Origin of the sequence: Psychroserpens sp. (assembly GCF_036960315.1) — a bacterium.
In the GTDB taxonomy this organism is placed as follows: domain Bacteria; phylum Bacteroidota; class Bacteroidia; order Flavobacteriales; family Flavobacteriaceae; genus Psychroserpens.
Map to the genome: position 1 here is coordinate 23,969 of NZ_JBALVR010000017.1, position 15,269 is coordinate 39,237.

At 31.0% G+C, this 15,269-nt stretch carries 15 protein-coding genes; 14 read left to right on the forward strand and 1 reads right to left on the reverse strand.

Annotation, left to right across the window (positions count from 1 at the left end; all coding sequences use genetic code 11):
- The first annotated feature begins 225 nt into the window (after positions 1-225).
- The 7 genes from V7719_RS18255 to V7719_RS18285 all read left to right on the forward strand — a co-directional run bounded on the left by V7719_RS18255 (position 226) and on the right by V7719_RS18285 (position 6,681).
- Positions 226-783 (forward strand): ester cyclase, encoded by a 558-nt coding sequence (locus V7719_RS18255; protein ID WP_335731389.1) that lies wholly within the window; start codon positions 226-228, stop codon positions 781-783.
- 249 nt (positions 784-1,032) lie between these two features.
- Complete coding sequence (locus tag V7719_RS18260; protein ID WP_335731390.1) at positions 1,033-2,247, forward strand: alpha/beta hydrolase; 1,215 nt, start codon at positions 1,033-1,035, stop codon at positions 2,245-2,247.
- A 155-nt stretch (positions 2,248-2,402) separates the two neighbouring features.
- Positions 2,403-3,524, forward strand: a complete 1,122-nt coding sequence (locus tag V7719_RS18265) for an alpha/beta hydrolase-fold protein (RefSeq protein WP_335731391.1) — start codon at positions 2,403-2,405, stop codon at positions 3,522-3,524.
- Between the two features lie 198 nt (positions 3,525-3,722).
- On the forward strand, positions 3,723-4,160 hold the full coding sequence (locus V7719_RS18270) for a hypothetical protein (protein WP_335731392.1): 438 nt from the start codon (positions 3,723-3,725) through the stop codon (positions 4,158-4,160).
- A 161-nt stretch (positions 4,161-4,321) separates the two neighbouring features.
- Positions 4,322-5,047 carry a hypothetical protein gene (locus V7719_RS18275; protein WP_335731393.1) on the forward strand — a complete coding sequence of 242 codons (726 nt, stop codon included), beginning with the start codon at positions 4,322-4,324 and terminating at the stop codon, positions 5,045-5,047.
- A 159-nt stretch (positions 5,048-5,206) separates the two neighbouring features.
- Entirely contained in the window at positions 5,207-5,698 is a 492-nt protein-coding gene (locus tag V7719_RS18280; protein ID WP_335731394.1) for a hypothetical protein, read from the forward strand.
- Between the two features lie 146 nt (positions 5,699-5,844).
- Complete coding sequence (locus V7719_RS18285; RefSeq protein ID WP_335731395.1) at positions 5,845-6,681, forward strand: DUF4886 domain-containing protein; 837 nt, start codon at positions 5,845-5,847, stop codon at positions 6,679-6,681.
- Between the two features lie 228 nt (positions 6,682-6,909).
- Here V7719_RS18285 and V7719_RS18290 read toward each other — a convergent pair whose 3' ends face one another.
- A complete protein-coding gene (locus V7719_RS18290) occupies positions 6,910-7,956 on the reverse strand; it encodes a T9SS type A sorting domain-containing protein (RefSeq protein WP_335731396.1) in 1,047 nt (348 codons plus the stop codon).
- A gap of 272 nt (positions 7,957-8,228) precedes the next feature.
- Here V7719_RS18290 and V7719_RS18295 point away from each other — a divergent pair, with 272 nt between their 5' ends.
- The 7 genes from V7719_RS18295 to V7719_RS18325 form a co-directional block, all read left to right on the forward strand.
- The gene (locus tag V7719_RS18295; protein WP_335731397.1) at positions 8,229-8,588 is read left to right on the forward strand and encodes a hypothetical protein; all 360 of its coding nucleotides are present in this window, start codon (positions 8,229-8,231) and stop codon (positions 8,586-8,588) included.
- Between the two features lie 284 nt (positions 8,589-8,872).
- On the forward strand, positions 8,873-9,352 hold the full coding sequence (locus V7719_RS18300; protein ID WP_335731398.1) for a hypothetical protein: 480 nt from the start codon (positions 8,873-8,875) through the stop codon (positions 9,350-9,352).
- A 150-nt stretch (positions 9,353-9,502) separates the two neighbouring features.
- Positions 9,503-10,288 carry a DUF6438 domain-containing protein gene (locus V7719_RS18305; RefSeq protein ID WP_335731399.1) on the forward strand — a complete coding sequence of 262 codons (786 nt, stop codon included), beginning with the start codon at positions 9,503-9,505 and terminating at the stop codon, positions 10,286-10,288.
- Positions 10,289-10,617: 329 nt separating this feature from the next.
- Positions 10,618-12,933, forward strand: a complete 2,316-nt coding sequence (locus tag V7719_RS18310; RefSeq protein WP_335731400.1) for a TonB-dependent receptor domain-containing protein — start codon at positions 10,618-10,620, stop codon at positions 12,931-12,933.
- 11 nt (positions 12,934-12,944) lie between these two features.
- Positions 12,945-13,982, forward strand: coding sequence for a sensor histidine kinase (locus tag V7719_RS18315; RefSeq protein WP_335731401.1), 1,038 nt, complete (start codon positions 12,945-12,947; stop codon positions 13,980-13,982).
- Positions 13,979-14,653 carry a LytR/AlgR family response regulator transcription factor gene (locus V7719_RS18320; RefSeq protein ID WP_335731402.1) on the forward strand — a complete coding sequence of 225 codons (675 nt, stop codon included), beginning with the start codon at positions 13,979-13,981 and terminating at the stop codon, positions 14,651-14,653. Before V7719_RS18315 ends, V7719_RS18320 begins: the two co-directional genes overlap by 4 nt.
- Before the next feature lie 193 nt (positions 14,654-14,846).
- Positions 14,847-15,269: glycosyltransferase family 39 protein (locus V7719_RS18325; RefSeq protein ID WP_335731403.1), on the forward strand; the 423-nt coding region annotated here is incomplete at its 3' end.

Below are 15,269 nucleotides of genomic sequence, written 5' to 3' on the forward strand. Positions count from 1 at the left end.
ATAACAATACACAAATCCGTTGTGCACAATTCAGAACATAATTTCGCACACGATTTGACCCAAAAAGTAAAATAATTTATTCCAAATTACCGCTTTACGGATAACCATATAATATTATTGACCAACTTTTTTAATTTTCAATAATAATTTTAATTAATTGAATATCAATTACTTTAATGATTATTCATTAAATTTAATGCACTATTAATAAAATCCATTATAATTATGAAACAACTAATATTAAAAAAATCATTGCTTTTTATTGCTTTAATTGCTTTCCTTACTTTTGGCTGTAAAGATGCTCCAAAAGAAGAAGTAATTGAAGAGACAGTAGATGTTACTGCATTTTCTGATGCAGATTTTAATGCCCTTTGGGAAAAAGTAGATGCCCTTTGGGAACAAAGAGATCCAGCATTAATACACACAGTTTATGCTGACACTTTTACAAGAGCTGCAACTGGAGGAACAAGCACATCTTCAGAAGAGTTAACTAACGAATTGGATGCAGTTGGAGAAGCCTTTCCAGGGATGACACTCAATTTAGTAAGTTATAATATTGGGGGCAACATGGCATCTGTAATTTGGACTGTAGATGGAAACTTTACTGGTGAGATAGCTGGCTTAAAAGGTAACGGTAAGCCATACAGTGTTAAAGGAATTACAGTCTTAACTATTGAAGATGGTAAAGTAGTGAATGATGATTCCTCTTGGGACACTTTTGCAGTTTTTGGACAAACTGGTGGTTATACTATTGTTGAGGTAGAGTCAACGGAAACAGAATAATTGGAGATGTGGATTTAGCTGTAGGCTATTAGAAGGTAGGAAAAGTGCATTTAAGCAAGCAAAGGCAAAGCATTACGAATTATATAAAACAGTGCACAACAACTTGTATAGTCAATTACTCGTTATATGTGTACTCGGAAAATCCTACGGATTTTCCTCTGGTTCGTTTTCTTTTGCTAACTTAGTTCTAGCCAACGCAACTAACCATACACGAACACGTTGTATTGCATTAAAAAACCCGGCCTAATTATGAAATATTTCTATAATCTAATTTTCTTTTCAATCTTCATAACAGCCTTATTTTCTTGCAAACAAACAAATGTGGAAAATGCTTTCTTTGAAAATTTTATTAAAGAAATTAAAAACAGTCCCTCTAACCATAGACAAGAAATAGTAAATACATATTTATCAAACAATGGAACGACACCCATTATAGAGGGAAAAGAAAAGGTCCATATAATTTGGTTTGGTGCAGCTGATACAGTTAAAGTCGAAGGAGATATTCAAGGAGGATGGTCAATCCCTGAAACTTTGAATAAGATCGATTGTGGTGATCTTGATTTTTTTTACAAATCTTATAACCTCCCTTCAAACTCGCTAATACAATATAAGTTGATTGTTGATGGGGAAGCTGAATTGGATTTTATGAACCCAGAAATAGTTGAGAACTTTGGGTTTGGCAGTCGTAATATTTTTCAAATGCCAGACTTTAAGCATTCCGCTGCTTTAAGCTCTCGGCAGCAGGTAAAGGCTGGAAGGATTGAGAGCCGTCTATTTCAAAGTGAAAATATCGAATTTGCTGATCGTTTGCTGGAAATCTACTTGCCATCGGGTTACACTGAGGAAAATAATTACCCTGTTCTTTTTGTTAATGATGGAAAGGTTAAACTTTATACCACACCTTTTAAAACGGTTATAGATAACCTGATTTATGACCAGCTCATTGAGCCGACAATTGTCGTTTTTGTCCCTTATATCGAACGCCATAAAGAGTATTGTAATGAGGGCTTGGCATTTGCCAAAGTAATAGCAGAGGAAATGGTTCCATTCATTTCAAAAAGTTATTCTACCATCGAAACATCAGACAAAAGGGGAATTATGGGTTCTTCGATGGGAGGAAATATATCAATGACAACAGCATTGTTATATTCCGATATCATTGCAAATGTAGGTGCACAAGGTGGGGCTGGTGGAACTACCATCTGTCATATAGATTCTGCATTCAGTATCTATCTGGAAAGAAAAGCGAATTATCCGTTGCATAATATCTTTGGCAGTGCGGCCACTTTTGATCTGGAATTTCCGGATCGAGGTATTAATTTATTGAACAATGCACGCACATTTCATGATAAGCTCAATAGTTATGGTATTGAACATGTTTACAAAGAATTCAACAGTGGGCATCATGATTCGAACTGGAACGAAAGCATTGATGATATATTAATTCAATTCTTTGGAATATAAAACGCAATACAACAATGTATAAAAATAATAGCCGAAACAGTAGTAAATTGAAGGGTTGTAGCCCGCTTCAACTTTTGTGTATCTTGACAGGAATGAAGCCTGAAGTCGGCTACTATTCTTATACTAACCGTTACCAATCATATAAAATCGACAGAATGAGTAGAGTTATAATTGCAGCATTGTTTTTTCTATTTGGGTTCAATCAGGTAAAATCACAAAATGTTGAACAAATTGTTATCGGTACAAAACATATACTACATTCCAATATCTTAAATGAAGAAAGAGAATATTGGATTAACCTACCTGAATCATACAATAACAGTGAAGAATCCTACAAAAAATATCCTGTTCTTATTGTACTTGATGGAAATACACATTTTAAGTCTATAACTGGAATGGTAAGTCATATGAGTGGAAACGGAAAAATTCCAGAAATGATTATTATAGCTGTTCAAAATGTGGATAGAAGACGAGACTTCACTCCAGACAAAATCATCACCGTAAGAGAGAATAATTCAGGAGGAGGAGGAAAATTTCTAAGCTTTCTGGAAGATGAGCTTATACCTGAACTGGATAGAAAATATAGGACAGAACCTTATCGAATTCTATATGGTCATTCTTTAGGTGGCTTACTTGCTACTCATGCTTATATGAAAGAAAAAACTCTTTTTAATTCATTCATTAGTGTAGACCCAAGTCTTGGAACATGGGACGCCAAAACCATGGATAAAAAATTAGATTCCATAACTGTTAATTCTTTTGAGAGGTTTATTTACTTCGCAACAGCCAATTGGGGAAAAAGAAATATTAGAAACCGAGATCGCCATCTACGATTGTACGAAGCACTAAATAGTAAATGTGAAGGAGAGCTAAATGCAAAACTAGAGTATTTCGAGAATGAAAACCATGGTTCCGTTCCACCTATTGCATTTTATAATGGAATTTCTACGATTTTTAAAGATTACGGAATTTCTTTCAGAGATTTAGATACAAAAGCACAGCTAATTGAACATTTCCAATCAATTTCTCGACGACTTTCATGGAATTTTAAACCACCTGAGCGACTCGTGAACCGAATAGGATACAGAATGTTAAGGAGTAGAAACGAAAATAATAAATCGAAAGCATTAGAATTCTTTATCTTGAATACAGAAAACTTCCCAAATTCATCTAATGCATATGATAGTTTGGGAGAGGCTTATAAAGTTTCAGGGAATAAGAAAAAAGCAACCGAAAACTATAAAAAAGCACTTGAGCTTAAAACCAAGAGCGAATAAATACAATTGGTAACAACGTGTATAGCCAATTGCTTTGGTTATCGCCTACTCGGAAAATCCTACGGATTTTCCTCTGGTTCGTTTTCTTTTACTAATTTAGACCTAGCCAACGCAACTAATCATACACAATTCCGTTGGCAACAATTTGAAAAAAAAGTAAGAAGGACGAAATTTGAACTATAAAACAAACTGAAGAACATGAGGGCTATTAAATTAAAAGGATGTTTTACAGTTATGTTTAGTTTTATCTTCTTATTATCTTTTGGTTGCAAAACTCATGAAAACTACCCGAAAATCGAGAACTATTCAATATTCAAAAAAGAAATATCAAATGAATATATATTACTTAGTTATTCAAATTCTATCGATAGTATTCTAATCGTATCAAAAAAAGCCAAGCTAAAAAATTGTAAAGAGTTAGTTATTGATAGAAATGATCTTTTAAAAATCAAAAGAATAAATAAGATAAATGAGAATATTGGGTTTTATCACAATGATAGCATTTTAACTCAGAAACAAGGATTTAAAATAAAATCTGGAGCATTCAAACCTGGAGCGGAATCAGAAGGAAAAACTATAATCTATTCATATAGTGGAATGCCGTATTTAATTGAAGATTGCGGTCGAATTAAATAAAACAGTTGCCAACAACGTGTATAGTCAATTGCTCGTTCTGTGTGTACTCGGAAAATTCCTGCGGAATTTTCCATAGGTTCGGTTTCTTTTACTAATTTAGTTGCTAGCCAACGCAACTAACCATACACAAACACGTTAAATACAATTTTCAAACAAATTTTATGCTTGAGGAAGAATATAAATATCATCATATTGGATTACCAACTACAATTTCTCAGAAAAATGAGGAATATAATGAAGAATGGAAGTTTTATGGATCGGGTTATTTTGAAAGTCAATTTGGGATTGAATGGTTAAGAATAGAAAAAGATTCACCATTGCATCCTTTAATTAAAACTATACCTCATATTGCATTTGTAGTAAAAGATATAAAATCATCTATTCTGGGGAAAAAGGTGATTTACGGACCGATCAATCCTGCAGAAGGTGTAACAGTTTGTTTTATTGAGATAGATGGAGCTCCGATTGAATTTTTGGAATTTGATAGACCAGAGAATGAAATATGGCCAAATGACAATAAGTTAATAAACCCAGTTAATAGAATTAAGAATAAGAAGGAATCAATTAGTTTTAAATATCATCACTTTGGAATTTGCACAAATCTAAAAAAAAGAGACGCATTTTATTTAAAGGACTATAAATTGTATTACTCCGATCATAATTCAAATCCTTATGGAATACAATGGATGAAATATGAAACAGATTGTAAATTACCATCTATTGTTCAAGAAATCTCTCATGTTGCTTTTCAAGTTAATGACCTTGAAGAGGCTATTAAAGACAAGAAAGTAATTATAGAACCTAATAGCACGTCAAAAGGAGTTTTGGTCGCATTCATTGAAGAAAATGGAGCTCCTATTAAATTTTTACAAATAGATGAAATATAAACTGTATTTAACAATGGCTATAAGTAATTGCTTAGTTGGTTAAGACGAGGAACTTCTCCTACAAATTACTATCTTTAACTAATCGGAATATTCTAAACATAATTCCCGCAACTAACAATACACAAAACCGTTATACCCAAGCTGAAAAACGAAACTGAATTGAAAATTTTTGATTGGATAAAAAATATAGAAAGTAAAACTGAGTTTGAAAAAACATTCACTGATTTGAAAAGAATGGGTGAATCAATTCCAAGTGCAAAAAAAACTTACGAATTACTAAAAGAGTTAAATTTCGAAACCTCGAAATCTCAATCTGAATTATTATTATCTGAATTTAATAAAATTCAGTATGGATCAAATACAAACAGCTACTTCTACTTCTATTTCCCAATAGTTACGCATATATTGTTTTACAAACCAAAATTTGAAAATGAAATTTTAGGATATTTAATTAGACCAAATTTCGCAAATGGAGATACGGAAACAAAAGAACTGATTCCTCTAATTCAAAGCGCTATGAATTTCAAACTGGCTGAAAACAAAGATTATTTGACAACGGAAAGCAAAGAATGGATTATGAGTGAATTTCTGAAAATGGAAAGTGAGGTTGAAAGAGAAGTACAGAAATGTTGGAAAGAACTGAACGAGTAAAAGCCAGTGTATAACAACGTGTATAATCAATTGCTTTTGCTGGTTAAGCGCAGGATTTTTTCTTACAATTCACTATATTGTATTGCGGAAAATGAATCGTGTACTTTTACGCAACTAATCATACACAAACACGTTACCTGTAATTTATGAGAAACTTTCTGCTAATCATTTTCGCTGTTGCATTTACGGGTTGTAAATCGCATAAGGCAAAACTTTCTGAAGAATTAAATGTGCTGTTTATTGGAAATAGTCTGACCTATTTCTATGATATGCCACAAACTCTTCAGATGATGTTGAATGAAACTCATCCGAATATTAAAATTGACCAAAGTACATTTCCTGGACAATCATTATCAGGTCATTTATCTGACATTATTACTTCACGAACTGAAAACGGAATTAGTACAAGAAAAAAAGAAGAAGGAGAAACCACAGAAACTGAAATAAAAATAGCCGAAAAAAATTGGGATATAATCATTCTACAAACTGGAACTGTGAGCGTCTTGATTCCTGAGAATCGAGATTTAAAAGTAAACAAAGCGATTTCAGATATTAAAAAGTTAGTTTCTAATCCAAAATGTAAATTTATACTTTTCCATACTTGGCCATCTAAAAATGAATACCCCGAAAAATATTGCTATCCATCAAGAATGATAGATAAATCAATAGAAAAAGAAAGATGTTGTTCGCAAACTCTTGAGAATTTAGAACAAGAAACCAAACTAATAAATGAATCATATGATTTAATTGCGCAGAAAAATAATTTATTGAAATCTGACAATGGAAATAAATTCTACGAAGTTTTAACAAATCATACCGAAATTGAACTTTACGAAGATGATATTCATCCAAATAAATATGGAGCTTTTTTAAACGCCTGTGTTTTTTATCAAATGCTGACTGACAAAAAAGCGTCTGAATTAAAATTCAACGGAGAAATCGAACCAAAAACTGCGGAATTATTAAAACAAGTTGCGGAATAAAAAACTACAGGTAACACCGTGTATAAAAAATTGCTAAATTAGTGCTTAAACAAGGGTAGTTGCTATTTTGTTACGTCTGATTTTCCTTTGGAAAATCCTCGCACACAAAACCGCAACTTTCCATACACAAATCCGTTAGCCACAAATTATTTACTCAATTGAAAATAATAGAAATTCATTCAATAAGAAACTAAAAAAAAATATCCTAACAATAAAAATAAAGTATTTTTATCTTTTAATAAACTTAATCGTGGTATTACCTTCTAAAACAATAAAATGAAGTCCGTTATTTAAACTTTTAACCTGAACACTCCCATTATCAGACAAATACCCTTTAAGAACTTCAATACCTAAAATATTATAAATCCTATATTCTTTAACCGTGTTCAACCCTTGTATTTTAATATATTCTTCAGCAGGATTTGGAGATATGATTAAATTTTGAGCTGGAATTTCTTCAACCGATAATGATGGTAGTGGGTATTTAGAAACCTTATTGGCTCCTAACTCGGCTATATATAAATTATTATTATCTATAAATAAACCAACAGGACCGCCAAGCCCAATAATAACTTCTGTAACAATAGGAGTAATATCTGTGATATTTATTTTAGAAATTTTACCAGTAGCACTTTCGCCAAAATATAACTCATTGCCATGCATAGCTAATCCAAATGGGGATGATAATCCCGTAAGGATTTCGATAGCTATAGGAGTAGAATCCGTTATGCTAATTTTAGAAATTTTGCCAGAAATTGGTTGAGCAAAATATAAATCATCACCATTAAAAACTAGACCTGCAGAATGATCTACTAATCCTGTTACAATATCTATTGATGTAGGAATGACATCAGAAACATCTATCTTGCTGATTCTGAGACCATTTGAATAATAAAGATCATTATTATGTAAAACCAACCCATGAGTAGGGTCGTCAGTTTGAATAACGGTAGTTCTATTCGTTGGAAGAGTTGCAGTGATATCTAGTTTAGATATTTGTGGATCAAATATGGATTCTGCAATATATAAATCATTGCCATTAATAGCCAAACCAAAATTATAACCCGCATATGCAACATGTAAAATTGCAGGAATTTCCTCCGTAAGATCTACCTTGTAGATTTCGCTAGCACCAGAAGCAATATATAAATCATTACCTACTACAACTATATCATGAGGAGTAGTTACTCCAGTAATAACATCAGTTAAATCTTGTGCCCTCAAAGTATTTACGCTACAAAAAGTTAAAGCAATTAAAATGTATATATATTTCATTGATTCTTAAAAAATTAATGTAAACAAAAATAGAAAAAATATTATAAATAAATTAAGCAGTAGATATTAGTAAAAATTAAATGAGTCAAATCATAGAATGAATAATCAGTGGCTAACAACGTGTATAATTCATTGCTAATGATGGTTAAATGGAAGATTTAAACTCTAAAAAAGTTAAAAACTTAACTGAAAAATGCTAACTTTAAATTCGCAACGTAATCATACACAAATACGTTGTACGCAAGCTGAAAATTGGAACTCCGAACGAAATAATGGACAAAGAACAAAAATTATATTTGATTGAAAAATGTCAGAAATGGATGCTTCCTGAAGAAATAAAAGCACTCGGACAATTAGCTTTAAAAGAGAGCGATATTTATTCTGAAAAGAAATCAGAATTTGCTCAAAAAAAAATGGAATTGGTTTACGGAATCGGAGACGATAAAATATCGGAATTAGTTGCGCTTGGAAAAAAAAATCTTGAAGAAAAAATTGCTAATCGCATTTTAAAAGAGAATATCGGAATTTTAAATAATTGTCCAAAATGTGGAAAACTAGCTCGAACACCTAAAGCGAGACTATGTAGATTTTGCGGAAATAAATGGTTTGAGGAAAATAAATCGCCTGAATAAAAAGCCATCGTACAGCAACGTGTATAATTAATGCTAACCTCCTACTTCAATTTAAATTTATATCTTTAATCATCTGATTTGCTACAACTGAAAATCCTGCGGATTCTAAGTCGCACAAATCATACACAAGACCGTTAGCGGTAATAAAAAATTAACCAATGAAATTTAGAACTATCGTTGGACTTTTAATTGTGCTGATTGCTTGCTCCTGCATTCAGCAGCCATCGAATAGTGGGCTGAAGATCGATAACGGTATTAATCGTGGAATAAGTTACTCGGACTCATTGGGCACTAATTACAATATTAGATATATACCAATTACCATTACGAATGGCGGTACAATTCCGATTCATCTTCAAATGGCTTTCTCAAGGGAATACGATTATCCAATTGCTTACGGTAATCAGAAGTTTAAAGTATTCTTAATGCCAAAAGAATGGGCAACAGATCAAGGGACAATCACGGATAGCATGGTTAATGAATTAAAGAGCTACATAGAAAAGCCCTTAATAAATGAAACCATTGAACCTGGTGAGAAATACCTTTTGGCAATTGGAACACTATATCCTAAGCCAGCGAAAATTAGTGGTGTCCTTCCAAACCTGCTATTCGCACAAAGCGATAGCGACAATTTTCAATCTTGTAATTTTCTAATGGATCAAGATAAATCAACTAATTCTAAATTGGCCTTAGGACTTAAACTTGTCTTTAATGAAAGTTGTATGATCATTCCTTGTGGTAAAGTTTCTTATCCTGAACATTAATTGAAGTAAACTACCGCTAACACCGTGTATAATTAATTGCTTAGTTGGTTATGACGAGGAACTTCTCCTACAAATTACTATCTTTAACTAATCGGAATATTCTAAACGAAATTCCCGCAAATAACAATACACAAATCCGTTGGCAGTAATATGATGAAACACTTCGCAACAATAATTTTCTTCCTGTTTTTAAATTCTGCGTTTGGACAAAATGAACTAAACGGAATTTGGATTGGAGAGAACTTGGAATACTTATCTGTGAAGGATGATGAAGTTTTAATTGAGTTTCAAAGTTTCCCAGATAAGTTTAAATATCGAATTAAAAAGAATCAACTAATTTTAATAAGTAATTACGAATATTCAACTGGAACAAGAGATAGTATTTATTTCGTTCCTGATTCAACACTATACCATTTTGATTATAAACTAATTAACAAAGATTCTCTTCAGCTGAATTTAAATAAAGTTTCTGGGCGGATTTCTTCAAACCCAAAAAAGCAATATAATTACAATCGAAAATCTTCACTAAAAAAGACTGAAATTAATTTTCAATCTATTTTTTTCAGTGGAACAACTTGTTTAGGAACTTGTCCAAAAATGAAAATTGAAATAGATTCTTTGGGCAATGCTAAATTTGAAGGCGAATATTATACGAAACCATTTATTGGTAACTATATAGGTAAACTAACATCTAAGCAACTTGAATTGCTTGTAGAAATTCTTAATCGAAGTGAACTAGATAGATTCCCAGAAAAACTTCGCTATTTAATTGATATGCCAAATTTCAAATTTATTTTTCGATATGATAACAAAGAAAAAAGAAGTCGAGGGTCTTTAACACCTAATTTTAATAGAGAAATTGTGAATTATCTTTTAACAATCTATAAAGAAATTGAATGGACAGAAGTTGATTACGAAATTGAATTCAACGAATAGATACTACTGCCAACAACGTGTATAATTAATTGCTACAGTTGGTTAAGAAGAGGAACTTCTCCTACAAATTACTATCTTTAACTAATCGGAATATTCTAAACGAAATTCCCGCAAATAACAATACACAAATCCGTTGTAGTGCATTTCGAAAAAAGACTCTTACACTCTTAAATATAATACTTTCGGAATTTTGAATATGACCTTTCATTAAAGCAGAAATAACCTTAATAAAAATATTCATTCACAGTCCAATAAAGTACGTTTACATATTAAAGTTTTTAAATAGCTAGCATAACCACAATTTTGCTTTGAATTTAAAAATTATCATTTTGAAACGTATAATAACCTTACTTTTATTCTTGTTTTATATAACTGTATCTGTCTCTGCCCAAGATGCACAACTAAAAGGGGTTGTGATTGATGCTATCACAAAAGAGGTAATCCCTTTTGCAACTATAGTCATATATAACAATATTGAATTAATTGACGGTGTTTCTGCTGATGAAAACGGAAAATTTCAACTACAGACAAACAAGACATTCAAATATCTTGAGGTTAGTTTTATTGGTTACGAAACATTACGAATAATTTCGTCTGAAATTAAAAATCAAAAAGAATTGGTTATGCTATTAATTATTGACACCAATGCTTTAGACGAGGTTGTCATTACAGGCAAACGGACGACTACTCAACTTAAAATAGATCGAAATATTATTAACTTAGGAAGTGATATTCAACAGTCTGGAGTTAATGCATTAGAGGCTTTTGATCAAATACCTGAAGTGCAAACTGATATTACTACAGGTACCGTTTCGCTACGAGGGAGTGATAACGTTCGTGTTTTAGTAAACGGCAAACCTTCTTCGTTAAGTGCTACAGAATTACTACAGCAGATTACGGCATCAGCTATAGACCATGTGGAGATTATTACTTCGCCTTCAGCAAAACATAATGCAGATGGCATTTCGGGTATCATTAATATTATATTAAAAAGGAATAGTTATTTAGGATTGAATGTAGGATTAAACACTTCGGTTGGTAAGAGACGACATAGTTTTGGCATTAATGGAAACTATAATTTTTCTTCAATAAATTTCCGCCTGAATGCCTCAAAATCTAGCAGCAAAGAAACTAACAATCAAACCATACACCGTCAATTTAGTAATGGGGATACCGAAAGTATTTTTACACCTTATGAATTTGATGGAGATGTTTCTAAAATTGCATCTGGACTTGACTTCTATATTAAAGATAAGCATGAGTTTTCTTTTGAAATAGATTATACAAATGATTCTCATAATTATTTTAACAAATCCAATTATTTTAATGTAACTGGGCGTGATGATTATGAATATTTGAGAGAGAATAGTCACTTTCATTATGTGACAATCTTTAATGCAAACTATAGGTTAAAATTTGATAACGACCAGCAATTTTTAGAATTGGATTATAATATAAATAGCAGTAATAATAATTATCCTATAACAGATTATGAAGATGATACTCTTCTTTTTAATCAGTTTTTAACAGAAGATTTTGTACTACAATCTTTAGCGTTGGATTACACTTTTCCTGTTAATGATAAGACAATTATAGAGACAGGGGTTTCTAGAAACACTCAAGCATTAGAGAGCCAAAATTTACTTACTCCAACAAATGGCACAACTACAAATAGTCAATTTGAATATGATGAATCCTTATTGGGTATATATGGATTGGGTGAATTTTCTTTAGGCAAAATTAATTTACAAGCAGGATTGCGCTATGAATATTTTACATCTATTTCAAAAAGTAAGCCTACTGATTTTAAAACATCACAAAAGTTCTCAAACCTTTTTCCTTCGATGCACTTATCCTATCCAATAAATGATGGTAATACTTTAAATATAGGATATAGTAAGCGTATTTATAGACCAAATTTTCATCACATTAATGCGTTTCAAATAGTAAGCCCTCTTTTTCTTTGGGAATATAATCCAGATATAACACCTGAACTAAGCGACAATTTTGAATTTAGTTATCAAAAAAACGCTAAAGGATTCAATTTAGGAATAACAAGCTTTTATCGCCATAGAAAAAATGTTATTTTATGGACAGAATCTTCAGAAAATAATTTACAAATATTTCGTTATGAAAACTCAGGAACATTTAATTCATATGGTCTAGAAACAACAATAAGATATAAATTAACTCCTTTTTGGGATTCAAGAATTACAGCCAATTATTATTTTACCAAAATCGACCAAAGCACATCAGTTACTTGGGATAAAACATACTCATCCAATATTCAGTTTAAGAATACATTTGACATTGGAGAAAATTACACAGCAGATATAACGTACCTTTACTCACCAAAACGGCAAAGTACATTTAGCTATAATGATGCTAGAAATAGATTAGATTTCGCAATAAATGGTCGGTTTTTAAAAAATAAGCTTTCCGCTAGCTTAAGAGTAGTTGATATTTTTAATAACAATATTCTAAACAGAACTAGCGAAACTGATAATTTAATTCAAAATACTATTTGGGATTTTCAATCACAAACCCAGAACTTTTTATTTAGTTTAAATTATAAATTGTTTGAAAACAAAGAAAGATTCAGAAGTAGAAAAGACAGAAAATATAATGAAACTCCTATTGATTAATTCACACATAAATGCAAACAGCTGAGTTTAAAGAGATGACATTCCTTGAAAAATTTAAAGCAAGAGAACCACTATTACATATTGGTTTTTGGGTTCTCTATTTGTTATTGCCATTTTTAAAATCTGTTGGCAGAGATACTCCTTATCATATTTATAGTGAATTGAATGATTTATTTTTTGGATTGGTAGTCTTTTATGTTTCCTATTTGCTCTTTTTTCCAGCTAAAAAAAAGTTACGAAATGCAGTATTATTATTTATTCTTTTTTGCACCGTTGGATATCTAAATTTACAAGTTCACAACTGGTTTTTTAAAGGGACACACTCCTCATCTTTTTTAAGTTATTATGCAATAAGCTATATTTCAACCTACACAGTTTTGTCCTTGTTTGCATATATGTTATACTCAATAAAAGAATCCTATAAAAAACAAGCAGCTTTAGAGGATGCTTATAAAAAAAAGCAACAAGCAGAATTGTCTGGATTAAAGTCTCAAATTAATCCACATTTCTTGTTTAACACTTTAAACACTATTTACTCAAGTGCATTAAAAAAAGATGATAAGACTGCTGAAATGATTTTAAAGTTGTCAGATACTTTTAGATATGTGTTACATGAAGGACAAAATGAGTACGTTTCTTTAAAAAAGGAAATCACACATTTAAAAGATTATATCAGTTTACAAGAAGAGCGCCTTTTAGACAAAATAAATATTGATTTTTCAATTAATTCAGATAACAATGAACAGGACATTGCTCCTTTATTATTAATTTCGTTTGTAGAAAATGCGTTTAAATACACAAGCCTTTTAAGAGATTCACAACATCTTATAAAAATAAAAATCACATTAAAAGACAATGCTTTTACTTTTTATTGTGAGAATCCATATAATGAAAAAGCAAAAAAAAATATTGATACAAACTGGAAGGAAAGTGGTATTGGCATTGTCAACACTAAAAAACGATTGGAGTATTTGTATCCTGACAATCATCAATTGCATATTATTGATGACAACAGACTTTTTAAAGTAACACTTAATATCCAATTATGATTCATTGTATAGTTCTAGAAGATGAAAGGCCAGCACAAGAAGTATTGCTAAGTTATATTAGCAAAACTCCTTTTCTAGATTGTATTGGCATTTATGAAAATGGATTGGATATTACTCAAGATAAATTACAACAAGCAGATATTTTGTTTCTCGATGTCCAATTACCAGAATTAAACGGAATATCTTATTTGAAAACAATTACCAATCCGCCAAAAGTTATTGTAACTACGGCATATTCCAGTTATGCCATTGAGGCTTTTGAAGAAGCAGTAGTAGATTACTTATTAAAGCCATTTTCTTTTGAACGTTTTTTTAAAGCAGTAAATAGAGTTAGAAATAACGTGATTCAACAAAAAAATGAAAGTGATAAAAATCTATTTTTATATTCAGATAAAACCTTGTATAACATACATATTGATGACATCTTATTTTTAAAAGCAGAGATTGATTATGTAAAAGTAGTTTCTGATGAAAAAAGTATTTTAATTTTGGATAGTTTGCGGAATTGGAATGAAAAATTGCAAAACTTCAGATTTATACAAATACATCGTTCATATATTATAAACATTAATAAAATCACAAAAATATACGGAAACCAAGTATACATTGGGGACGAACCAATTCCTATTGGTAAAACCTATAAAGAACTATTTATGAAAAAGATTAAATGATGATTTTGAAATCAAACTAAACAAGATAAAAACGCACTACAACAACGTATAAAAATAATGCTTAATTTAGTACATAACCAAGAGTTTGAGAAATTATGTTTCGTCTGATTTTCTGAAGGAAAATCTTAGCACACAAAACCGCACTATTCTTATACAAACACGTTAGCGGTAATTTAACATAACCCTAGAGTCAATGACAAAGAAAGTATTAATTTTAGCTGGTTTTATAATTTTAAAATTTCTACTTCAATATACTTTAATAAGCCCTGAATACGATTTACAACGAGACGAATATCTCCATCTTGACTTGGGTCATCATTTGGCCTGGGGATATTTATCTGTTCCACCATTTACTTCTTGGATTTCAAAAATTATTTACCTTTTAGGGAATTCAGTTTTTTGGATTAAGTTCTTTCCGTCCTTGTTTGGTGCTTTGACCATTCTTGTGGTATGGAAAGCTATCGAAGAACTAAAAGGAAATCTGTTTGCTTTGATTTTAGGAGCAACTTGCGTATTATTTTCTGCTCTTTTAAGACTTAATACCTTATATCAGCCGAATTCTTTTGATGTTTTAAGCTGGACACTTTTTTTCTTCATAATCATTAAATATTTCAAC

Coding starts and splice junctions, on each gene's coding strand:
- V7719_RS18255 (WP_335731389.1), top strand. CDS start 226: ATGAAACAACTAATATTAAAAAAATCATTGCTTTTTATTGCTTTAATT.
- V7719_RS18295 (WP_335731397.1), top strand. CDS start 8,229: ATGGACAAAGAACAAAAATTATATTTGATTGAAAAATGTCAGAAATGG.
- V7719_RS18320 (WP_335731402.1), top strand. CDS start 13,979: ATGATTCATTGTATAGTTCTAGAAGATGAAAGGCCAGCACAAGAAGTA.
- V7719_RS18275 (WP_335731393.1), top strand. CDS start 4,322: ATGCTTGAGGAAGAATATAAATATCATCATATTGGATTACCAACTACA.
- V7719_RS18260 (WP_335731390.1), top strand. CDS start 1,033: ATGAAATATTTCTATAATCTAATTTTCTTTTCAATCTTCATAACAGCC.
- V7719_RS18265 (WP_335731391.1), top strand. CDS start 2,403: ATGAGTAGAGTTATAATTGCAGCATTGTTTTTTCTATTTGGGTTCAAT.
- V7719_RS18305 (WP_335731399.1), top strand. CDS start 9,503: ATGATGAAACACTTCGCAACAATAATTTTCTTCCTGTTTTTAAATTCT.
- V7719_RS18315 (WP_335731401.1), top strand. CDS start 12,945: ATGCAAACAGCTGAGTTTAAAGAGATGACATTCCTTGAAAAATTTAAA.
- V7719_RS18270 (WP_335731392.1), top strand. CDS start 3,723: ATGAGGGCTATTAAATTAAAAGGATGTTTTACAGTTATGTTTAGTTTT.
- V7719_RS18285 (WP_335731395.1), top strand. CDS start 5,845: ATGAGAAACTTTCTGCTAATCATTTTCGCTGTTGCATTTACGGGTTGT.
- V7719_RS18290 (WP_335731396.1), bottom strand. CDS start 7,956: ATGAAATATATATACATTTTAATTGCTTTAACTTTTTGTAGCGTAAAT.